The organism is Marivita sp. (assembly GCF_965656765.1).
Taxonomy (GTDB): domain Bacteria; phylum Pseudomonadota; class Alphaproteobacteria; order Rhodobacterales; family Rhodobacteraceae; genus Marivita.
Genome location: NZ_CBFHLV010000061.1, coordinates 1 through 20,098, shown reverse-complemented (window position 1 = coordinate 20,098; position 20,098 = coordinate 1). Strand labels below are relative to the sequence as shown.

General features: G+C 57.7%; 19 protein-coding genes. 11 read left to right on the top strand and 8 right to left on the bottom strand.

The window, feature by feature from the left end; translation table 11 throughout:
* On the top strand, positions 1-862 hold an 862-nt coding region (gene moaA, locus ACTG4M_RS14240; protein WP_439124330.1), incomplete at its 5' end, for a GTP 3',8-cyclase MoaA.
* A gap of 277 nt (positions 863-1,139) precedes the next feature.
* Here the strand turns inward: moaA and ACTG4M_RS14235 are convergent.
* Positions 1,140-2,270, bottom strand: a complete 1,131-nt coding sequence (locus tag ACTG4M_RS14235) for an anhydro-N-acetylmuramic acid kinase (protein WP_439124332.1) — start codon at positions 2,268-2,270, stop codon at positions 1,140-1,142.
* A gap of 19 nt (positions 2,271-2,289) precedes the next feature.
* On the opposite strand from ACTG4M_RS14235, the gene tyrS reads away from it, so the two are divergent.
* The gene (tyrS, locus tag ACTG4M_RS14230; RefSeq protein WP_439124329.1) at positions 2,290-3,540 is read left to right on the top strand and encodes a tyrosine--tRNA ligase; all 1,251 of its coding nucleotides are present in this window, start codon (positions 2,290-2,292) and stop codon (positions 3,538-3,540) included.
* A gap of 50 nt (positions 3,541-3,590) precedes the next feature.
* Entirely contained in the window at positions 3,591-4,484 is an 894-nt protein-coding gene (locus tag ACTG4M_RS14225) for a GNAT family N-acetyltransferase (protein ID WP_439124328.1), read from the top strand.
* Here the strand turns inward: ACTG4M_RS14225 and ACTG4M_RS14220 are convergent.
* The 3 genes from ACTG4M_RS14220 to ACTG4M_RS14210 all read right to left on the bottom strand — a co-directional run bounded on the left by ACTG4M_RS14220 (position 4,442) and on the right by ACTG4M_RS14210 (position 6,700).
* The gene (locus tag ACTG4M_RS14220) at positions 4,442-5,407 is read right to left on the bottom strand and encodes a DUF3179 domain-containing protein (protein WP_439124327.1); all 966 of its coding nucleotides are present in this window, start codon (positions 5,405-5,407) and stop codon (positions 4,442-4,444) included. The genes ACTG4M_RS14225 and ACTG4M_RS14220 overlap by 43 nt on opposite strands.
* Positions 5,408-5,652: 245 nt before the next feature.
* Positions 5,653-6,201, bottom strand: coding sequence for a peptidylprolyl isomerase (locus ACTG4M_RS14215; protein ID WP_439124326.1), 549 nt, complete (start codon positions 6,199-6,201; stop codon positions 5,653-5,655).
* Complete coding sequence (locus ACTG4M_RS14210; RefSeq protein WP_439124325.1) at positions 6,194-6,700, bottom strand: peptidylprolyl isomerase; 507 nt, start codon at positions 6,698-6,700, stop codon at positions 6,194-6,196. Before ACTG4M_RS14210 ends, ACTG4M_RS14215 begins: the two co-directional genes overlap by 8 nt.
* Positions 6,701-6,825: 125 nt before the next feature.
* On the opposite strand from ACTG4M_RS14210, the gene ACTG4M_RS14205 reads away from it, so the two are divergent.
* On the top strand, positions 6,826-8,001 hold the full coding sequence (locus ACTG4M_RS14205; RefSeq protein WP_439124324.1) for a phosphoglycerate kinase: 1,176 nt from the start codon (positions 6,826-6,828) through the stop codon (positions 7,999-8,001).
* Between the two features lie 138 nt (positions 8,002-8,139).
* Complete coding sequence (locus ACTG4M_RS14200; RefSeq protein ID WP_439124331.1) at positions 8,140-8,442, top strand: FtsB family cell division protein; 303 nt, start codon at positions 8,140-8,142, stop codon at positions 8,440-8,442.
* Between the two features lie 54 nt (positions 8,443-8,496).
* On the opposite strand, the gene ACTG4M_RS14195 is transcribed toward ACTG4M_RS14200, so the two are convergent.
* On the bottom strand, positions 8,497-10,317 hold the full coding sequence (locus tag ACTG4M_RS14195; protein WP_439124323.1) for a type I secretion protein: 1,821 nt from the start codon (positions 10,315-10,317) through the stop codon (positions 8,497-8,499).
* A gap of 269 nt (positions 10,318-10,586) precedes the next feature.
* On the opposite strand from ACTG4M_RS14195, the gene pdhA reads away from it, so the two are divergent.
* From pdhA to ACTG4M_RS14170, 5 genes are read left to right on the top strand one after another with little or no spacing between them, the layout of a single operon-like run.
* Entirely contained in the window at positions 10,587-11,603 is a 1,017-nt protein-coding gene (pdhA, locus tag ACTG4M_RS14190; protein ID WP_439124322.1) for a pyruvate dehydrogenase (acetyl-transferring) E1 component subunit alpha, read from the top strand.
* Positions 11,603-12,148, top strand: coding sequence for a hypothetical protein (locus ACTG4M_RS14185; protein WP_439124321.1), 546 nt, complete (start codon positions 11,603-11,605; stop codon positions 12,146-12,148). The genes pdhA and ACTG4M_RS14185 overlap by 1 nt, the downstream gene beginning before the upstream one ends.
* A 3-nt stretch (positions 12,149-12,151) precedes the next feature.
* A complete protein-coding gene (locus tag ACTG4M_RS14180) occupies positions 12,152-13,534 on the top strand; it encodes a pyruvate dehydrogenase complex E1 component subunit beta (protein WP_439124320.1) in 1,383 nt (460 codons plus the stop codon).
* The gene (locus ACTG4M_RS14175) at positions 13,531-13,785 is read left to right on the top strand and encodes a hypothetical protein (RefSeq protein ID WP_439124319.1); all 255 of its coding nucleotides are present in this window, start codon (positions 13,531-13,533) and stop codon (positions 13,783-13,785) included. The genes ACTG4M_RS14180 and ACTG4M_RS14175 overlap by 4 nt, the downstream gene beginning before the upstream one ends.
* 1 nt (position 13,786) lies before the next feature.
* Positions 13,787-15,082 (top strand): pyruvate dehydrogenase complex dihydrolipoamide acetyltransferase, encoded by a 1,296-nt coding sequence (locus tag ACTG4M_RS14170; protein ID WP_439124318.1) that lies wholly within the window; start codon positions 13,787-13,789, stop codon positions 15,080-15,082.
* 119 nt (positions 15,083-15,201) lie between these two features.
* Here ACTG4M_RS14170 and cysE read toward each other — a convergent pair whose 3' ends face one another.
* Positions 15,202-16,011, bottom strand: coding sequence for a serine O-acetyltransferase (gene cysE, locus ACTG4M_RS14165; protein WP_439124317.1), 810 nt, complete (start codon positions 16,009-16,011; stop codon positions 15,202-15,204).
* A gap of 83 nt (positions 16,012-16,094) precedes the next feature.
* On the opposite strand from cysE, the gene ACTG4M_RS14160 reads away from it, so the two are divergent.
* The gene (locus ACTG4M_RS14160) at positions 16,095-16,433 is read left to right on the top strand and encodes a TraR/DksA family transcriptional regulator (protein ID WP_439124316.1); all 339 of its coding nucleotides are present in this window, start codon (positions 16,095-16,097) and stop codon (positions 16,431-16,433) included.
* Here the strand turns inward: ACTG4M_RS14160 and ACTG4M_RS14155 are convergent.
* Both ACTG4M_RS14155 and ACTG4M_RS14150 read right to left on the bottom strand, forming a co-directional pair.
* Positions 16,343-16,711 carry a DUF7742 family protein gene (locus ACTG4M_RS14155; RefSeq protein ID WP_439124315.1) on the bottom strand — a complete coding sequence of 123 codons (369 nt, stop codon included), beginning with the start codon at positions 16,709-16,711 and terminating at the stop codon, positions 16,343-16,345. The genes ACTG4M_RS14160 and ACTG4M_RS14155 overlap by 91 nt on opposite strands.
* Positions 16,708-20,098 (bottom strand): baseplate multidomain protein megatron (locus ACTG4M_RS14150; protein WP_439124314.1); only part of this gene is annotated, 3,391 nt, incomplete at its 5' end. The genes ACTG4M_RS14150 and ACTG4M_RS14155, both read right to left, overlap by 4 nt.

Sequence of the window (20,098 nt, the reverse complement as noted above, 5' to 3'; positions counted from 1 at the left end):
ACTTGACCGCATGTGTTCAACCTTCATCGGACTGGGGGTCGAGAAACTGCGGATCACCGGGGGCGAACCACTGGTACGCCGCGATATAATGACGTTCTTCCGCTCGATGACGCGCCACCTTGAGGCAGGCACGCTTAAGGAACTAACGCTGACGACAAACGGATCACAGCTTGAACGGTTTGCGGACGACCTTTACGACGCCGGCGTGCGCCGTGTGAACATCTCGCTTGATACGCTGGACGATCAGAAATTTGCAGACATCACCCGTTGGGGCCGCCTGCCGCAGGTGATCAAAGGCATTGATGCCGCGCAAAAAGCCGGCCTCCGGGTCAAGATCAACACCGTCGCTCTCAAGGGTTTCAACGAAGATGAACTGTTCACACTGACAGACTGGTGCAAAAGCCGCGACATGGACCTGACCTTTATCGAGGTTATGCCCATGGGAGATATCGGCAACGAGGACCGTCTGGGCCAGTACTGGAAACTCAGCGATCTGCGTGATGACCTGCGCAAAGAATACACCCTCACTGACCTGCCCGAACGCACAGGCGGCCCAGCCCGCTATGTCCGGATTGAAGAAACCGGCCAAAAAATCGGCTTTATCACGCCACTGACGCATAATTTCTGCGAAAGCTGCAACCGCGTGCGTCTGACCTGTACCGGTGAGCTGTTCATGTGCCTGGGACAAGAAGACAACGCCGACCTACGTTCGGCCTTGCGCAACCACCCGCATAGTGACGAACCCTTGGAACAGGCGATCCGGGATGCAATCACGCTCAAACCCAAAGGGCATGATTTCGACTATTCTCGTCAAACCGTCGATGGCCGAGTCTCGCGCCATATGAGCCATACCGGCGGCTGAACTGTTGCACATGCGAGGGGCCAGCCCCTCGCGCTCCCCGGGATATTTGAGAAACAAAGAAGTTCAAAGGACCCCTTGCCCTGCGGCAAGGGGCTTCTTCGTTTGCGGTCATCGGCGTCCCCGCCTGTACCGCCTGATTTGAATAACGACGAAGAGTTAACAAAACCCTTCTTCTTTGTTTCAAATAGTATCCCCGGGTCTGGGGCGGCGCCCCAGTCGGATTGCATGGTCGAAGATCAGGCAATCTCAATAAGCGCGCCGCAGACGCACATTTTTCTTAGTTCCTTGAGATTTGTCCACCGCCAACCGGTGTACGCACACCCGTTGTGCCCGGCGCTGAAGTCGGCAAGCCGCGCATCACCCGGACAGCGAGATAGGCAAAGGCCTGTGCCTCAAGCATATCACCGTTCAGCCCAACCGTCTCGACCGGCTGCACCTTGCAATCCAGCGCGCTGTCCAGCATCGCCATCATAACCGGATTGTGCCGACCGCCGCCTGTGACTAGCAACCGGTCCGGCAACACTGGGCAATGCTCCATCCCCTGCATCACTGCGGCCGCCGCCATTGCTGTCATCGTGGCTGCCGCGTCAGCATCACCCAACTCACGCACCAGATCGAGCATTAGCGAAAAATCATTCCGGTCCAGAGACTTGGGCGGCATCTTGCGGAAATAACCTTCCTCCAGAAACAGCTCCAATGCGCCGTCGACCACCTGCCCCTGTGCCGCCAGTGCACCGCCCTTGTCATAAGACAAACCGCGCCGCTCCATCATCAGATCATTGATCGGCGCGTTTGCCGGCCCGGTGTCAAAGGCCAGCAACGCGCCCGGTGCCTCGGGCGCATCAGATGCCGGATCGACCCATGTCAGGTTACCGACCCCGCCGAGATTCAGAAACGCCACCGGCACATCTGCATCGACCCACTTGGCGCAGGCCCAGTGAAAGAACGGCGCCAGTGGCGCGCCTTCCCCTCCCATATCGACATCCGTTGATCGGAAATCCCAGACCACCGTTCGCTCAAGGGCTTCGGCCAATGCAGCGCCATCGCCCAGCTGATGTGTGCCGCGACCTTGCGGTTCATGCGCCAGGGTCTGGCCGTGAAACCCAACGACTTCCGCATCGAACCCACGTAAAGCCGCGATATGTGCGTCCAGTATAACCGACGCAGCCGCATCCAGGTCGTCGCCCGGCCATTTGCCCAACGCCATACGCAACACCGCCTGTTCGGCATCGGTATACCCGCGGTACCCGCACCCGCCAAATTCGGAAATCGTCACCCCGTCCGTCAGAACCATTGCCGCATCGACCCCGTCCAAAGACGTGCCCGACATCGCGCCCAAGGCCCAGATTGGTTCTGCCAACTTACCCTTCACCTTTTCCCCTGCCCTGCGTATAGCTGCCCCCACCATTCTATAACGAGGCAACCCCATGACCTACCATCCCAAATCGGACTTCATGCGTGTCATGATGGAGCGTGGCTTTCTGGCCGACTGCACCGATTATCAAGGCCTTGACGAGGCCTTGGTGCAAGGGGTGGTGCCCGGATATATCGGCTTTGACGCGACTGCCAAGTCGCTGCATGTGGGCAGTCTCATTCAGATCATGATGCTGCGCTGGCTGCAAAAGACCGGGCACAAGCCGATCACTCTGATGGGCGGTGGCACCACAAAGGTGGGCGATCCGTCTTTCCGTGCCGATGAGCGCCCGCTCCTGACGCCTGCGCAGATCGACGACAATATTGACGGTATCAAGCAGGTGTTTGCAAAATACATCAGCTACGAAGACGGACCCACCGGGGCTCTGATGCTCAACAATGCCGAATGGCTAGACGGACTGAACTACCTCGACTTCCTGCGCGATATAGGACGGCATTTCAGCGTTAACCGCATGCTGTCTTTTGAAAGCGTGAAATCACGCCTTGATCGCGAGCAATCGCTGTCCTTCCTCGAATTCAACTACATGATCCTGCAGGCTTACGACTTCCTTGAACTGAACCGCCGCTACGGCTGCCTGATCCAGTTCGGCGGCTCGGACCAATGGGGCAATATCGTCAACGGCATCGACTTGACGCGCCGCGTGCTGGACCACCAGATCTTTGGCTTGACCTCACCACTTCTGACGACCAGCGACGGCAAGAAGATGGGCAAATCCGCCGATGGCGCGGTTTGGCTCAATGCCGACATGCGCAGCCCCTATGAGTTCTGGCAGTTCTGGCGCAACACAACCGACGCTGATGTGGGTCGATTCCTCAAGCTCTATACCGAGCTACCCATCGACGAATGTGACCGCCTCGGTGCGCTCGAAGGGTCCGAGATCAACGACGCCAAGATCGTTTTGGCCAATGAAGTCACCACCCTGTGCCACGGGGCGGATGCTGCAGCCGCAGCCGAAGCAACCTCGCGTGAGGTCTTCGAAAAAGGCGGCGTCGGGGATGATTTGCCGACAGTTGCGCTGACGTCCGAGGACATTGGCGACGGCATTTCCATCGTGCAGCTGATCGTCAAAACCGGGTTGGCGAAGTCAGGCAAAGAGGCCAAGCGCCTGATTTCCGAAAACGGCGCTAAGATCGACGACGCGCCGCTGACCGATGCCGGGATGATAATCGACTCAAAAGCTCTTGCGAACCCGATCAAACTCAGCGCGGGCAAGAAACGCCACGCACTGGTCAAACTGAACTAAACCCGTACCTGCGCCCGGCCGGTTTCTAGGGTCGGGCGCGCGTTAATCGAATGGCAAGACCAGCAGGCCATATTGCCCTAATGGTCCCCAACCCTCTGTCTCAATCAGATGCCTATGCCAACACACTGTCCGCTTTGGGCACTGAAGTGCGGATCGATAGGGTCGCGGAAACCGGACGCTGCCTGATACAGACGCGCCATTTCCCTTGCCTTGGCCCGATCAACCTGATCTCACGTGGCCCTGTCGGGAGCGATCAAAACGCCGCGTCGGAGTATCTGCGCAGCCTACAGGTCAAGGGACCACTGATCGTCAACACCGGGCATCGGGCCCCCTCGATCAAGGGCTTCATCAGACTGACGCGGTCGAAATCCGTGGCCCTGCTGTCGTTGTCCACCCGCGACAGGATGCGCGCCAATCTGCATCAGAACTGGCGCAACGCCTTGAAACGGGCTGAAACCGTCGCTCTGAGGATTAGCAATACGCCATATCAAATGGATCAGCACAAATGGCTGATCGACGCAGATCAAGCACAGCAAAAAATTCATCGCTACCGCAATTGGCCCGAGCGTGTGTTAAGCACTTTCGCATCCGTCAACCCCGGTCAGATTCGAGTTATCTCGGCGTATCACGGCAAAACTCCTGTCTCTGGGATGATAATCTTATGTCACAGGCCGTGGGCAACCTATCATCTGGCAGTCAACACGGATTTGGGGCGCAACGCCAACGCACACCATCTGATGATATGGCAGGCCATGCTCTGGCTCGCAAATCGCGGCTACACAACGCTGGACCTCGGCCTAATCACTGGGCCACCTGGATTGGATCGCTTCAAACTGCGCACCGGGGCGGTGCGGCACGATCTTGGTGGCACATGGCTGCGCCTGCCAAAGCCATTGATGCCTCAGTTGTCCAGCATCCAGGTCCCATCGGGCCAGAAGGCATGATAGGCAAAGGCGAACATCACATCATGTGGCACGTCCCGCCCCTGCCCGTCACGCACACGGATCGAACCGACATCGCGCCCGTCGCCAATACGCCCGGTATCCAACGCCGAAGCCTGCCCTGCCTGCCATGAAATGACGACACCCGCCTCGCGCACCTCTCCCTCTCGCGCCAAGCGGGTCATCGGCCAAGCACGGTCTCCGACCCGCACAACCCGCGCCAAAGCGTCAATCCCATGCGGCGGCATCTCACCTGAATACAGAAACGGCTTTGTCGAACTGTCGTACCCCCGATACGGGTTGCGGCCATAATCGCGGTTATAATCCGGCTCAGCCATCACCAAACCATCGGGATGGCGCGCAGTGAACTCGGCCCAGCTTTCCATCCAGCTTGGCAGCGTCTTCAATTCTGCCCCTGTCAGATCACCGACAATTCCCTCGCCAATCGCCTGCTGCCACCAGCTTTCCGTTTCGCGATCATACATGATCATATCCGAATTCCGCAGCTTGCCGGACACGCCGAAACTCAACACCCGGCCATTTACCCTCCGATCAAACGTCAGCGCCGAATTGCACAAAGGGCAGAACGTCACCGCCACAGGTATGCCACCAACAGTGTCATTCACGATTTCGTGCCACGTCAGATACCGGATCGGATAGGCCCGCGCCTGCCCACCCATTTCAAGCGTGATCACCGGCTCGGTCGGAGATATCCCCGATTTACCGGAGGCACGCACAAATGACGGGTCACTGATCGCCGGAATGCCGTCTTTCGGTGGTCCTCCTGACAAGATCTCAACCCAATTGGGAACAGTGGTCTTTTCGAAATTCGTGTCGGGCCATTCGTTGCGCCAGAATTCTGGACTGGCAACGACAGAAGAGGCCATGACAATCGCCAGCACCGCAGACAACAAACCCAATCGCATCAGAACACTCCCTTTAATGCGAACAGCTTGCCGCAAACAAAACGATCTGCACAGCCTGGCACACGCAGCTGTGACAAAGTGCGATCCCATGCTTCTTCTTTTTGCAAATATGCAAGGACGACACTGCAAACCTGCAAACCATTCGAATGAACGCCGAGGTTTGCAAACTGCACCAGCCGCCGGTGGCGCCAAAGGCGACGGCGGCAAAATCTGCGCGTGGCCCCGCAGGGCCACGCACATTCAGATCATTCGGTCACGGTCACGTCAGCCATCACATCCGGCTGACCAACAACTGCGCCATTACGGCCCTCGCCGCGTTTGATCGCGTCGACCACATCCATGCCTTCAGTCACTTCACCAACGATTGTGTACTGACCGTTGAGGAAATAGCCTTCCTGAAACATGATAAAGAACTGCGAATTGGCCGAGTTCGGGTTCTGCGACCGCGCCATACCAACGACACCGCGATCAAAGGTCAGGTCCGAGAATTCCGCAGGCAGATCAGGACGATCCGACCCACCGCGCCCAGCCATAGCCATATCGCCACGATCCAGCTTGCCGAATTCGACGTCACCGGTTTGTGCCATGAAGCCGTCAATCACCCGGTGAAAGACGACGCCATCATATGCGCCCTCTTCCGCCAACGCGGTGATCTGCGCGACATGCTGCGGCGCCACATCTTCGAACAGATTGATGGTCACGGTGCCATTGGCCTCGCCCGCAACCTCGATCTGCAGACCTGTGGCCAACGCCGGGGAAGCCAGCAGCGAAAACGCAACCGCCAGCTTACGCATCTGCGGCCACCTTGACAGACACCATGCGGTCCGGGCTCGCAGGCGGCTCGCCCCGCGTGATCGCATCGATATGTTCCATGCCCGAGATCACACGACCATAGACCGTATACTGACCATTCAGGAAATGGTTGTCCGAAAAGTTGATGAAAAACTGCGAGTTGGCGGAATTCGGGTTCTGTGACCGCGCGGCGCCCAATGTGCCACGATCATGTGGCAGCTTGGAAAACTCGGCGGGCAGGTCCGGCAGATCCGATCCGCCTGTGCCTGCGCGACGAATTTCAAAGCCGTCTTCCATATCGCCATGCTCGACATCACCGGTCTGCGCCATGAACCCATCAATCACGCGATGGAAACACACGTTGTCATAGGCACCAGACCGCGCCAGCTCTTTCATGCGTTCGGCATGTTTGGGGGCCACATCGGGCAGCAATTCGATGGTGACAGTGCCATCTTTGAGTTCCATCAGGATCGTGTTTTCGGGGTCTTTGATCTCGGCCATGCCGCACTCCTTCATATCAAAACTTGGATCATGACTTAAAGCGCGCCCCCCGGATTGCCAAGGACGTCATTGACCTCTGCCTCGCTGCCCGCCATCACGGGGTCAGTTCAGATCAGGAGGGACACATGGCCTGGAAAACGCTCGACGACATGGACCTTGCAGGCAAGCGCGTGCTGACGCGGGTCGATATCAATGTTCCGGTGGAAAACGGTCAAGTGACCGACGCGACCCGGATTACGCGGATCATCCCGACGATCACCGACATTCTGTCCAAAGGCGGCACGCCGATCTTGCTGGCACATTTTGGTCGCCCCAAGGGCAAACCAAACCCCGAGATGAGCCTGCGCATCACCCAGACCGCGCTGGAAGAAGCACTTGGCCGCACCGTCACCTTTATGGAGCGCCCGTCACGTGCCGACATCGACGCACTGCCAGCCGATGCAGTGGTGCTGGTGGAAAACACCCGCTTTTCCCCGATGGAGGAAGCAAACGATCCGAAGATGGCCGAATTTCTGGCCTCACTGGGCGATGTCTTTTGCAACGACGCGTTTTCCGCCGCACACCGCGCGCATGCATCAACGACCGGCGTCGCGCATCTTTTGCCGTCTTGCGCCGGCCGATTGATGGAAGCCGAGTTGCGGGCATTGGAAAAGGCGCTTGGTGACCCAGAACGTCCAGTTGTCGCGGTTGTTGGTGGGGCGAAAGTGTCAACCAAGCTCGACCTGCTTTCAAACTTGGTGGAAAAGGTCGATATCCTTGTGATCGGTGGCGGCATGGCAAACACGTTCCTTGCCGCGCAGGGCATCGACGTGGGTAAATCACTGTGTGAACACGATCTGGCCGACACCGCTTTGACGATTGCCGAAAAGGCCACGACCACGGGGTGCGAATTGTTGTTGCCACGCGATGTAGTGGTTGCCCGTGAATTCAAAGCTGCGGCCGCATCCGAGACCGTCAAGACCGAGGATTGCCCGCCAGATGCGATGATCCTTGATGCGGGACCTGACAGCGTGGCACATATCTGTCAGGCGTTTGACCGGGCCAAGACGTTGATCTGGAACGGCCCTCTCGGCGCATTTGAAATCCCACCTTTTGATGCCGCGACCAACGCAGCGGCGGCTTATGCGGCGGGCCTGAGTCGGTCCGGCAAGCTGATTTCGGTTGCCGGTGGCGGAGACACGGTGGCGGCTCTGAACAAGGCAGATGCATCGGAGAGCTTTACCTATATTTCTACTGCAGGCGGCGCGTTCCTTGAATGGATGGAAGGCAAAACCTTGCCCGGTGTCGCCGCTTTGGGCTGATCCCTGCTGGCAGGCGAGTCCTGAAAGCAACACTGGCGCGGTTGCCATAAAAATTCGAAGCGGGGGAATTCCATCAGGAACTCCCCTGTGCAATTGTCCCTCCACGCGCCCGAAAAGAGGTGCGATCAGAGGCATATGATGACGCAACACCGCACACGACCGGCCCTTGGTGGCCTTGTGTTTTTCGCAGGGTCTTTCTGTGTGAGTGCGTATTTCATCTTTGCCGCTGTCCAGGGTGACTACGGCGTGTTTCGCCGCGCTGAGATCGTGGTCGAAACCCGTGATCTTGAGACCGAATTGCAAGAGCTTGAGATCGAGGTCGCGCGGATGGAAAACCTCACCCGCCGCCTGTCGGACACCTATCTTGATCTGGACCTGCTCGACGAACGTGCCCGTGACATGCTCGGCATGATCCGTACCGACGAAATCGTCGTTCACTAGACGCAGCAACCGGATTCGGAGTGAACCCGGTCTGCATACCTTGCCAAAACGCGATTACATAAATGCCGCGAGCAATCCGAGGAATGGCAGGAACATCATAAGGTCGGCCATACCGCCCATGTCGTCATCTTCTTCCGGCTCATTGTCTTCAAACAGCTGCGCCTCTTCCGCGGCCATAACTTCATCGATACCAGCTGCTGCCGGAACGGTTGGAAAATCAATGCCTTGCGTCGATGCAGCGGTTGGGAATTCAGTGACTTCAGGCTCAACCTCGACTGCGGCTTCGTCAGTGAAAGCGTCGATCAACGGTTCGGGCAGTTCGTCAGGCGCGTCTTCCGAGATGACATCCTGAAAATCTTGCGATGGGGTAAAGCCGAACATGCGCACCTGCATGATTTCGCCCTGGTCCATCTGCACCGATAGATTGGTGCCGTCCATGACAAGCGTCGGATCAACGTCTTCAACCACAGCATCCGAGGAGCTTGTGCCAATCGGGTCACCATCGGCCACACCCAGAACCGTGATTTCAACCCGGCCCGCGTCAGCGATCAGGCCCGAGAAATCGACAGAGGTGTCAGCCCCCTCTTCCTGCGTTGCGGCCACGTAAAACAAAAGCTCATCCGGCTCCCAGAAGCCGTGCAATGAAATGCCGTCTTCCTCAACCTCGGTGTCGGCACCAGATTCGGGTGTAAGGTCCAGCGCGGTCTTGCCGGGCATCGCCTCTTGCATAAGATTGAACATCGCGCCACCGGGTGTCAGGTCGGCTTGTCCGTCATCCACGCTTAACGTGTTGGGAGTGTTCTGGATCAATGGCCAGACATGCGCGTTTTCGACGTCGTAGCGCATGAACTCTTCCATGATGTTGATCATCTCATGCGACTGGAGGAGCCCATAGTCGCTGTCGCGATCCAAAGACCCTGTATTGCCTGCCGTGTTCCATTCGGTCACGGCAATTTGCGCATCAGGAATCTCTTCACCCCAAGTCTCGTCAGTGTTGTTGAGGAAAAAGCTGCGCTGGCCTTCGTTCACCTGACCGCGTGAATAGACATGGACCGCCACCTGATCGACAGCGTTTTGTTCCGCTTCGGTATCGAACTCGGACAGAATCATTTCATTGGCCACGTTGGTCCAATTGATCGCACCAGAGCTATAGATGCTGTCTTCACCAAGGTTCAGGTCATAAGTTGCATTCAAGTCGGCAATGATGTCTGCGCTCGACATGTCGTCGCTATAATTGTCGGACAGGCGCGCGAAATTGAAATTTGTGCCCGACTGAACAATGATGTCGGCATCCGAATTTTGCAGGCTGAGTTCGTCATTCACGACAACTGCCATTTCGCTGGCAAGCCGACCGTATTCGACCGACGACATCTGGCCACTGCCCCAGTATTCATTGCCCAGTTCGAACGCTTCGATTTCCGCGTCCCCGTGCACGCCAGTCACCACGTCGCGGACAAACCCGCGCAACACATCTTCATCAAAAGCAGAGAACCGGTCTCCGTTGGCGTCGGTGGTTTCGGACAGAAGGTTCCGGGTTGGAATCACGATGGTGACCGCCAAACCTTCGTCAGAGGCATAGTCCAGAGCAGAATTCAGCGGGATGAAGTCGCGCAATTCGCCCGTGTCGCGGTCTGAAACAACAGACGCGTTTGGATCAGTGATGTCGAAATAGCGTTCCGTCAGAGAGCCACCGGGATAGCGGAATGATCCGACACCCAGTTCCTCGATCAGACGATCATAATCGCCGCCCTGCTCCAAATTCGAGCGTGTGGCGAGGACATTGGCACCAAAAAGCCCCTGTGAGGCTTGGGAACCCATAAAACCATAAGCAGAAATTTCAGGCATAATTGCGGCATCCGAATGAGCAGTATCCATGATTTCTCCTCATTTTTGCCTAGATGTCTCTAGGTTTGTTAAAATCCGCCCAAATAAAGCCGTTATTGTACGTCGGCCCCGAACAGTGCGTACGGAGTCTCTGCAATTGTCTTGCCAGTTCAGCGCCACATTTAAAAAAGTTCGCAAAAGTGGACGAATCACCCAAACAGGGTTCTCGTCTGACCAAGATCGCCCCTTGCCTTTGCCGGAACCTTGATCGTAGGCTTTGGAAAAAAGTTTAACGCTAAACTTCTTGCAGGGAGGCGCCCATGGCGGCACGCAAAACATCGGCCAAGGCATCAGGCCAGCCGAATGTCTCGGCCGAAGAGCTAACAGCGTACTATCGCGACATGCTGCTCATCCGCCGGTTCGAGGAAAAAGCAGGTCAGCTTTACGGAATGGGCCTTATCGGCGGGTTCTGTCATCTGTATATCGGTCAGGAAGCCGTGGTTGTCGGGCTAGAGGCGGCCGCCGAAGAAGGCGACAAGCGCATCACCTCCTACCGTGACCACGGGCATATGTTGGCTTGCGGCATGGATCCAAATGGAGTGATGGCCGAATTGACCGGGCGCGAAGGGGGCTACTCCAAGGGCAAGGGTGGCTCTATGCACATGTTTTCCAAAGAAAAGGACTTCTACGGCGGACATGGCATTGTTGGCGCACAAGTGCCTCTGGGCGCAGGTCTGGCTTTTGCTGACAAATACAAGGGCACCGACCGCGTGACATTCACCTATTTCGGTGATGGCGCGGCGAACCAGGGTCAGGTCTACGAGACGTTCAACATGGCAGCCCTTTGGCAGCTGCCGGTTGTTTTTGTCATTGAAAACAACCAATACGCCATGGGGACAGCGATGAAACGCTCTACGTCAACACCCGATCTGCATACACGCGGTGAGGCATTCGGCATCCCCGGAGAAGCCGTCGATGGCATGGATGTACTGGCGGTTAAAGCGGCGGGCGACAAGGCGATCAAACACTGTCGATCCGGAAAAGGACCCTACATCCTCGAAGTCAAAACCTACCGCTATCGCGGCCATTCGATGTCGGACCCGGCCAAGTACCGCACCCGCGAAGAGGTGCAGAAAATGCGCGAGGAACGCGATTGCATCGAACATGTCCGCGAAATGCTGCTGACCGGCAAACACGCGACCGAGGACGACCTGAAGGCAATCGACAAAGAGATCAAAGCCATCGTCAACGCCAGCGCCGATTTCGCCCGCGAAAGCCCGGAACCGGCCTTGGACGAGCTTTGGACCGACATCTACGCGGACGCGGAGACGGCCTGATGTTCGAACGGCCCCCCCTTAGGCTTGCGACTTTGGCAATCTCAGCTTTGGCCGTGACACAGCTTCCAGTGTTTGCGCAATCCGCAGATGACGCAGCACGTACTTTGGAAACACTTTTGTCCGCCCAAGTGCGCAACGATTACCAATCTGCTGATTACAACTTTGACGTGGACGGATACATTTTGACCTTAACCTCGGAGTCACATGATGACGGCGCAACCGACACCTATGTCGCGTCGGTCGCCGCAAAAGATCTCCGCCCTGATCAAAGCCAACTGAACTATTCGGAAAGACAGATCTTCGTTCCGGCAAGTGAAGCAAGCGGCGTTCGTGTAAGTATGACGAAAACCAACCCGACCCCGCGTGAAAAGAACACGTATATGCAACTCTATTCTGGCGCGACATGCGACGATCAGATGTGCCATGCAGAATTTGTGGCTTCGCATTTTGACCTCGTGATCCGAGGCGACTGGGACATTACTTATCTAAACCAAGCGTTCGAAGCGCTCTTGCAGCTTGCGACGACGTGCTCGGAGGACACTTGAACAATGGCAACCGAAGTTCTCATGCCCGCCCTCTCGCCCACCATGGAAGAAGGCACGTTGGCCAAGTGGCTGGTCAAGGAAGGTGACACCGTCAATGCCGGTGACATCATGGCCGAGATCGAGACCGACAAGGCAACGATGGAATTTGAAGCCGTGGATGAAGGCATCATCGGCAAAATCCTGATCGCCGAAGGCACCGAAGGCGTGCGCGTGAACACGCCCATCGCAGTTCTGGTCGAGGACGGCGAAAGCGTTGCAGATGCTGCCCCCACCGCTCCGGCGCAAGCACTTGCCCCAGCGGACAAGGCACAAAGCTCCGAAGATCAGCCCGCAGCAGGCATGTCTCACCCTGAACCGGTCAAGGTGGTCGCCAAGGCCGAAGCGCCGTGGCCCGAAGGCACCAAGACCCGCCAGATGACCGTCCGCGAGGCCCTCCGCGACGCAATGGCCGAGGAAATGCGCCGGGATGAGGATGTCTTCCTCATGGGTGAAGAGGTTGGCGAATACCAAGGCGCCTACAAGATCAGTCAGGGTCTCTTGGACGAATTCGGCGCGCGCCGGGTGATGGATACGCCGATCACGGAACACGGTTTCACCGGCATTGCTGTCGGCGCCGCGTTTGGTGGCCTGCGCCCTATCGTGGAATTCATGACGTTCAACTTCGCCATGCAAGCCATTGACCAGATTATCAATTCCGCCGCCAAGACGCTCTACATGTCCGGCGGCCAAATGGGCGCACCAATGGTGTTCCGTGGCCCGAACGGCGCTGCAGCCCGCGTTGGTGCACAGCACTCTCAGGACTACGCGGCGTGGTACGCGCATATACCCGGTCTCAAGGTGGTGATGCCCTACTCTGCCTCTGACGCAAAGGGTCTGCTGAAAACTGCGATCCGGGATCCGAACCCGGTGATCTTTCTCGAAAACGAAATCCTCTATGGCAAAACATTCGAGGTGCCTGAGACCGAGGATTATACAGTGCCCTTCGGCAAGGCGCGCATCTGGCGCGAAGGCAGCGATGTCAGCATCGTCAGTTTTGGCATCGGCATGACCTACGCGATGGACGCGGCCGAAAATCTGGCGGCTGACGGGATCGAAGCAGAAGTGATCGACCTGCGCACCCTGCGCCCCATCGACTACGACACGGTGATCGCGTCAGTGCAGAAAACCAATCGTTGCATCACCGTCGAGGAAGGCTTCCCGGTTGGCGCCATCGGCAACCACCTGTCAGCAGTCATCATGGAACGCGCGTTCGATTATCTCGACGCACCAGTGCTGAACCTGACGGGCAAGGACGTGCCGATGCCCTACGCCGCGAACCTCGAAAAACACGCGCTGGTGACGACCGCCGAAGTGGTCGAAGCGGCCAAAAAGGTTTGCTACCGATGAATGAGGCGCTGACTGTCCGCACCCGTGACGTCGCGCGCGAGGCGTATCACGTGGTCACACCTGCCGGGCCCGCCCTTGTGCCCGAATGCCTGATGGAGCGGTTTCCACATGAATCCCGACCATCGCACCAAACCGCCTATGAATGGATCGGCGCACATCGGCGTCAGATCACCAAGGCAGTCGAGGCTCTAAAACGCGGAAAAACGCCGCGCGAGCCCTATGACCTGATCACCCTGATAGACGAGGCCTGACATGCCGATAGAGATTCTCATGCCCGCCCTCTCGCCGACCATGGAAGATGGCACGCTGGCGAAATGGATGGTCAAGGAAGGCGACACCGTTTCCTCGGGCGATATCATTGCCGAGATCGAAACCGACAAGGCGACGATGGAATTCGAAGCCGTCGACGAAGGCGTGATCGGCAAGCTGCTGGTCGCCGAAGGCACGGCAGAAGTGAAGGTGAACACGCCCATCGCGATGCTTTTGGAAGACGGCGAAAACGCCGACGATCTTGTGGCGCACACAGCCCCGAAAGCCGAACCGGCCTCGTCACATGTCGCCCCATCCGAGCCCTCCGAGGCGACCACCCCAGCGCAAGGCCATGGCCGGGGTGCCGCGCCTCAAACCGAAACGGGTGACCGCATCTTCGCCTCTCCCCTTGCGCGCCGCATCGCCGCTGACAAAGGTCTCGACCTCAGCCAGATCGCCGGCTCGGGTCCGCGTGGCCGCATCGTCAAAGCTGATGTCGAAACCGCATCACCCCAAACATCCACTCCGGTCAAGTCGCCAACGGATACCACTGCTCCTGCCGCAAAGCCGATAGATGCCAGCGCCGTCGCAAAAATGTACGAAGGCCGCGCGTTCACGGAAATTCCACTCGATGGAATGCGCAAGACGATCGCGGCGCGCCTGACCGAAGCCAAACAAACCATTCCGCATTTCTACCTGCGCCGGTCTGTCAACCTCGATCCCCTGCTGGCCTTCCGGTCGCAACTGAACGCGCACCTCGAAAAACGCGGTGTGAAACTCAGCGTCAACGATTTCATCATCAAAGCCTGCGCATTGGCCCTGCAACAGGTGCCCACTGCCAACGCCGTCTGGGCCGGTGACCGTATCTTGCAACTCGAGCCTTCGGATGTGGCCGTCGCCGTCGCCATTGAAGGCGGCCTCTTCACACCTGTTCTCAAAGACGCAGATAAGAAATCGCTTTCGTCACTGTCCGCTGAAATGAAAGATCTCGCCACGCGCGCCCGCGACCGCAAACTCGCGCCGCATGAGTATCAAGGCGGCAGCTTTGCAATCTCCAACCTTGGCATGATGGGCATCGAGAATTTCGACGCCGTCATCAACCCACCACATGGCGCGATCCTTGCCGTTGGCGCTGGCATGAAGAAACCTGTTGTCGGCGATGATGGTGAAATCTCGGCGGCAACAATGATGTCGATGACGCTGTCTGTCGATCACCGCGTTATTGATGGCGCGCTTGGCGCAGAGCTTTTGCAAGCCATCACTGACAACTTGGAAAACCCAATGGCGATGCTCGCCTGACCAAGTCTTTTCTGGTTAAAAAATACCTTGGGGGTGTCGCCTGCAAAGCGCCGGGGGCAGCGCCCCCATTTTCCCGCCAACGGAAACCGGCGATGCGTCATCGCATCGCCACCCTTGTCTCAAGCGCCAGAGCGCAAAATCTGATCCATGCTGATCGCCGGCTGCGAACACCCAGCCTCGCCCACGATCCGCGCTGGCACGCCAGCCACGGTCTTGCAGGGCGGCACCTCCTCCAGAACAACCGATCCGGCAGCCACACGAGAACAATTACCAACCTTGATATTGCCCAACACCTTCGCCCCGGCCCCGATCAGGACGCCGTCACCAATCTTCGGATGTCGATCTTCCTCTTCCTTGCCGGTTCCGCCCAATGTCACCGAATGCAGCATCGACACGTTATCACCAACCACAGCGGTTTCACCAATGACGATGGAATGCGCGTGGTCGATCATGATGCCCTGCCCGATCTTCGCAGCGGGGTGAATGTCTACACCAAACGCCTCAGAGCAGCGCATTTGAACAAAATAGGCCAGATCATGCCGTCCCTGACGGTAGAGCCAATTTCCCAGACGGTAGCACTGGATCGCCTGAAAACCCTTGAAAAACAACAAAGGCTGCAAAAACCGATGGCACGCCGGATCACGCTCATAGACCGCAACAATGTCCGCACGCGCGGCCATCGCAAGGCTTGGGTCAGCGGCAAATGCCTCGTCACAAATTTCGCGCAGGATCTGCTCGGTCATCTCACCATTGGCCAGCTTAAGCGAAATTCGGTAGCTCAGCGCTCGCTCAAGGCTCGGATGGTGCAGTACCGAATAATGGATCATTCCGCCCAGCAGCGGTTCATTGGCGACAGCCTCGTCCGCTTCTTTGACAATGCGGCCCCAGACCGGGTCAACCGATGCGAGTTTTGCGCGTGTTTCAGCCATGCCATCTCTCCTTTGACGTGCCGAGTATAGCAGATAGGATCAGAATCCAAAAACGCAAAGCTGTGATTGCAAGGATCAAGCGATTGAATGCAAAAGAACAAGATCGCTTTCGCGAAGTGATGCTGACCCGCCTGCAAGAGCTCGATGCCGAGGATGAACTCGGACGCGACAGTCAGTCGGTCGTGTCGCTCGATCAACAGTCCGTTGGACGACTGTCACGACAGGACGCCCTGCTAAGTCAATCGATGGCCAAAGCCACGCAGGCCCGCCGTGACGGGCAGCGTAAGGCATTGACTGCTGCGCTCAGCCGTTTGGACGAAGGCGAATTCGGCTATTGTGACGACTGTGGTGAGGATATCGCCCTCAAACGGCTTGAGCTCGATCCAACTGCAACGCGCTGCATCGGCTGTGCTTCTGGTTGATCCAACCTGTTCAATAGCGCAGAAAGCACGCACACCCATGCGCCCAGCGCATCACGCGTCTGGAAAGACGTACTGCCTTTTACGTCATATTTTTGCGCACTTGCCAAGAGACTGCCATCGCCAAAGATCGGATGTGCAGCGTGATGCTTCAGACGGTAAGACTCAGCCTCGATAGCTTCATCCAACAGCCGCGCCATCTTCGCTGGTCGCTGTGCGTGCGGCACGGCCGAGACCACAGCAACCGCCGCCAGCACATCATTATAAATCAGCGGTTTCATACTAGCACCATGAGTGTCGCTGCGGGACCAGGACCAAACCGCGCGGAAACTTGCGCCACTTCGATCAACGCGGTGCCCGTCACCCCATCTTCGGCTTGCATGTCAAACGTGTACATCCAGTTTGGCGTTCCAACTTCGACCTCACGCAGAACTGCGCCACCAAACAGCACCCTAACGCGATAGGCCTCAGCGTCTTCGCCCAACGGAATGTCCGGTAAATCCCATCCATCGGCTTCAACCCGGGCACGGCGCACCCAGTGGGTTTCAAGTCCCTGCGCTTCGCTATTCGCCCTGAGGTGAACCGGGCTATAGGGCCGCAAGCCGATCCCGGAAAACGACTGCACGCTGTGCCGGTAGGTTGCATGATCGTAAGCTTTGTCCGCCGGTCCAATTCGAAAATGCCGGTTTTGACCACGCAAGGCCAAAGGCCACGCAATCTGACGCGGGGTGCCGTTCAGAAGCACAAAATATGCTCCCGCAGACAAACTTTCAGCCATCAGGGCATCCGTCCCGGCTTGCCCGCGCAGCAACGTGCTCAACCGCCAAAGTTTATTGCCGATCAATTCCGCGGTCTTAAACTGGATGACTTCCCATTGATCCGGCGCGCCGGTTCCAATCGCCGCCAAGTTGGCCCCGCCCAACAGTGCCTCTTCTGAAACCGAGCTCAACGCGCCCGAAGTCAATGCCACGTCGATCTGCGTTCCACGATCAATCAAACCAGACGGTGCGGATCCAACCTCGTTCACCGTTACACCGATGGTCGAGGCTGTTCCGATCATACCATTCAACCCATAGCCGGAATCCTCGATAGCATCATAGACCGCAACATCACCCGGCCACGGGTCCGATGTGACCGCGATATGTGGTGCGTGGGGGATCTCGTCCCCAGTGATCAATGGCAAATCAAGGAACAGCGGCAACACCGGGCCACTTGCCACGAACCTCTGTGACGGCGTCGGATCATCCGGGAAATCCGCCGGATGATACACGTCAGGTTCGATACGGACTGCATCAATCAGCTGATGAGTGGTTTTTTCGACCCGATCAATGCGCACCGTCATCTCCCCGGCGCCAGCGGGCATCCGCACAACATCGCCTGCGCCCAGCGCGTGTTGCGACAATGGTAAGGCAAACCGCACCCCATCCCGCGACACACGAGCCTCGCTCAGCCAGCGTTCGACAGCTTGTCTCCCTTCCGGACGGGTAAGCAGTATCGGCACCTCGCTTTCGGCAACCGCGTGCGTTTCTTCATCAGGCAGAACAGATTCCTCAGCAATATTGCGGTAATCCCCATCCGCTTCGACAAAGTTCAACCGCACCCGTCCCGACATTTCCGCCTCTGAGCTGCGAGACTGGGTGACTTCGCTGCCGATCTCGTCGTGATACGCCAACTCCGCCATGTCCAGCGACACCGCCCGCGCCCCATCGCGGTTGCGGAATACCAGCACCCCGTCCCGTTCGATGGCGTCAAAGCCGTAGGCCATCATCAACGGCTGCAAAGCCCGTCGCGCATCAGCCACATCCGGCGCAAGGTAACCGCGCACAAAGCCGTACAGTGCAGTCACGTCATAATCCTGCAGCCCTGCGCGTTCGCAAATCTCGGCCACTACCGATGCCAATGTGCGTCCTGAGACCCGCCCATTGATCCAATGCCCACGCCGATAGTTTGGCCCGTCAGACCACATCTCGTCCACATTCGGGAACCATGGATAAGGTCGCGCATCCCACGCCCAAACAAACACCCGCCCCATGTCGATCATTGGACCGCCATAGAGCCCCGAAACGGGGTTATGCGCAGGATCTTCCCAATAGCTGAGCATTGCACGCAAATACTGGTGCTGGATCAATTCATCGCGCATCCCGTTCGAATAGGCCGCCAGCGTACTCTCCGAACTTTTGGGATCGAGAAACTTGTTCGGCTCATTCGTCGCTTTATTGACCGCAGCACAGCCGATCTCTGTGAACCAAACAGGCTTGCTCTCAGGCACCCAATTCGTCGGGTTTGATTGCCGCACTCCGCCAATCCGGTTGTGGTGCGGCTGCGACCACCAATTGCGGATATCCTTGTAGCGCCAAACCCAGGGCTCGCCATATGCGCCGTCCGCAATCGGTTCACGTAGTTGAAGGTCCCGTGCGTCTTGCGACGGGTAGTACCAGTCATACCCTTCGCCGCCTGCTACATTGGCGCGTAGGTAGTCAAGGTTGTAGATCGACTGCCAGTCAGCATCGGCGTGATCTTCACCATCCCGCCAATCGGACAGGAGCATGTAATTATCAATGCCGATGAAATCGATATTCGGATCGGCCCAAAGCGGATCAAGGTGGAAATACACATCACCGCTGCCATCCTGCGGATGATAACCAAAATATTCCGACCAATCCGCAGCGTACCCGATCTGCACGTCCGGCCCGAGGATCGTCCGACACTCTACCGCCAGCATGCGCAAAGCATCGACTGCTGGAAAACCAGTGGCGCCGCGCAACTGTGTCAGGCTCCGCATCTCGGACCCGATGCAGAACGCCGTCACCCCACCGGCAAGCGCACAAAGATACGCCTGATGAAGGATGAACCGGCGATAGCCCCAATCCTCGTCTCCGGTATAGCTAACCACCTCGTCCTCAACGGCAAAATCGCTCAGTGCGGCCGTCCCAAAGAACGCGTTCACTTGATTGTCTATCGCATTGGTTCCGGTTAGGTCTCCTGCCTGCCCCGGAGCGACACTTGCTGTGATCCGCCCGCGCCACGGCAGCTTGGGCTGTTCGTCCTCACCTGTCCACGGGTTCGGCAAGCCATTGCCCGGCATCTGCTCCATCAGGATGAACGGATAGTACAACACCTCCAGACCCTTTTGGGTCATATCCCGGATTGATTGCACAACCGACGCATCGCAGGGTGTGCCACCATAAACCGGACGGCCTTCGTCTATCGGCACGACACCTGCATCAGCCCGCGCCAAACCGCTCACGAGCCAAGGCATGTCGGCGCTGTCCACCTCAGTCTGCTCGACCTTTGGCTGGATCACGCAATCCCCGCAACTGAGATCACTGCCAAACCAGCTCACAACCAACGACGCTGCCCCACAATCGGGCACCTCGTCCTGCAGATGCTTGAGCGATGTAACAAAATCAGGGCGGTCGGACGGCGTGTTCACATTGACGATATCGGACTTGCCCGCGCCGCCATCCAGCGCCACTGCCTCCGTCGCCAAGGAATACTCACCCGTTCCCGGGATCATCGCCACCGCGCGAATATTGAAGGGCACATCCTCGGGATCATCTTGCACCGGCCGTGTGACCTCAAACGAAAACTGTGGCACGCGATTGCCAAACCGGCTTAGGTCCAAATCCTCGAACACCACATAGGCCGTTCCACGATAGGCCGGCACC

Bases quoted from the DNA above. Each gene is read 5' to 3' on its own strand.
- ACTG4M_RS14235 (WP_439124332.1), bottom strand. From the start codon at position 2,270: ATGGTGGGGGCAGCTATACGCAGGGCAGGGGAAAAGGTGAAGGGTAAG.
- tyrS (WP_439124329.1), top strand. From the start codon at position 2,290: ATGACCTACCATCCCAAATCGGACTTCATGCGTGTCATGATGGAGCGT.
- ACTG4M_RS14225 (WP_439124328.1), top strand. From the start codon at position 3,591: ATGGCAAGACCAGCAGGCCATATTGCCCTAATGGTCCCCAACCCTCTG.
- ACTG4M_RS14220 (WP_439124327.1), bottom strand. From the start codon at position 5,407: ATGCGATTGGGTTTGTTGTCTGCGGTGCTGGCGATTGTCATGGCCTCT.
- ACTG4M_RS14215 (WP_439124326.1), bottom strand. From the start codon at position 6,201: ATGCGTAAGCTGGCGGTTGCGTTTTCGCTGCTGGCTTCCCCGGCGTTG.
- ACTG4M_RS14210 (WP_439124325.1), bottom strand. From the start codon at position 6,700: ATGGCCGAGATCAAAGACCCCGAAAACACGATCCTGATGGAACTCAAA.
- ACTG4M_RS14205 (WP_439124324.1), top strand. From the start codon at position 6,826: ATGGCCTGGAAAACGCTCGACGACATGGACCTTGCAGGCAAGCGCGTG.
- ACTG4M_RS14200 (WP_439124331.1), top strand. From the start codon at position 8,140: ATGACGCAACACCGCACACGACCGGCCCTTGGTGGCCTTGTGTTTTTC.
- ACTG4M_RS14195 (WP_439124323.1), bottom strand. From the start codon at position 10,317: ATGGATACTGCTCATTCGGATGCCGCAATTATGCCTGAAATTTCTGCT.
- pdhA (WP_439124322.1), top strand. From the start codon at position 10,587: ATGGCGGCACGCAAAACATCGGCCAAGGCATCAGGCCAGCCGAATGTC.
- ACTG4M_RS14185 (WP_439124321.1), top strand. From the start codon at position 11,603: ATGTTCGAACGGCCCCCCCTTAGGCTTGCGACTTTGGCAATCTCAGCT.
- ACTG4M_RS14180 (WP_439124320.1), top strand. From the start codon at position 12,152: ATGGCAACCGAAGTTCTCATGCCCGCCCTCTCGCCCACCATGGAAGAA.
- ACTG4M_RS14175 (WP_439124319.1), top strand. From the start codon at position 13,531: ATGAATGAGGCGCTGACTGTCCGCACCCGTGACGTCGCGCGCGAGGCG.
- ACTG4M_RS14170 (WP_439124318.1), top strand. From the start codon at position 13,787: ATGCCGATAGAGATTCTCATGCCCGCCCTCTCGCCGACCATGGAAGAT.
- cysE (WP_439124317.1), bottom strand. From the start codon at position 16,011: ATGGCTGAAACACGCGCAAAACTCGCATCGGTTGACCCGGTCTGGGGC.
- ACTG4M_RS14155 (WP_439124315.1), bottom strand. From the start codon at position 16,711: ATGAAACCGCTGATTTATAATGATGTGCTGGCGGCGGTTGCTGTGGTC.